Genomic DNA, 802 nt, shown 5'->3' with positions numbered 1-802 from the left:
GCAACCATCGTATTAACTAGTTTCTTCTATCGTTCGTACCTAGATTTTGAATTAAAGTCCTTTCTATTTAGAGTCTTTTTTCTTTTATGTACAGTAATTTACCCAGCTTGGGGAATCATTTTGAACAAAGGTTACTATGTAAGTTTTGGGTTCGAAAAAGTACCTCCGGTATACAGCGATTTTGACGAGACCGCTAAAGGTAGATGTGCATTTTTTACACGCTTAGTAACAGTGGCAGCGATAGTAGTCTTTACATACTTGTTTTTCTCTAAGCTATGAGACACTTTGGTTAGTCATCCAAGATGAGTTGAAAGAGCTTCTTATGTCCAGCATCTCGATCAGACCTGACTCAGTATCGGGTTAGAAAGGGCTACCCGCAAATAGCCCTGTGGAATGAGGGGATTTAGATCTCTATGTTCTGCGCAAGCTCTAATGCGTCATCAACTTCAACGCCTAAGTATCTGACTGTACTTTCAAGGCTCGTATGGCCAAGTAGTATTTGAACTGCGCGTAGATTTTTAGTTTGCTTGTATATTATTGACGCTTTAGTACGGCGCATACTATGAGTGCCGTATGCGCTTGGATCGAGATCTATGCTAGTCACCCAGCTTTTTACGATACGGCCATAATGACGAGTTGTAATATGTCCTCCTAATTTTGATCTGCTAGGAAATAGATACTCTAGGGAGCTTAGCGAACGACTTTCAATCCAGTTCGCTATTGTCTCTCGGGTCTTTCTTGTGATTTCAAAAACGACTGGATGTTGTGTCTTTTGTTGGATGACTTGCGCTCTAACCATCAC

General features: G+C 40.9%; 1 protein-coding gene. It reads right to left on the bottom strand.

The genetic code is table 11. The annotated features are described in order from the left end of the window. Positions 1–403 precede the first annotated feature (403 nt). The coding region (locus A3738_RS10660; RefSeq protein ID WP_156504198.1) for a tyrosine-type recombinase/integrase at positions 404–802 on the bottom strand (399 nt) is incomplete at its 5' end.

It is taken from the genome of Oleiphilus sp. HI0066 (genome assembly GCF_001635725.1).
The sequence above is the reverse complement of the archived record's forward strand: the minus strand, read 5'-3'. Positions and strand labels throughout refer to the sequence as shown.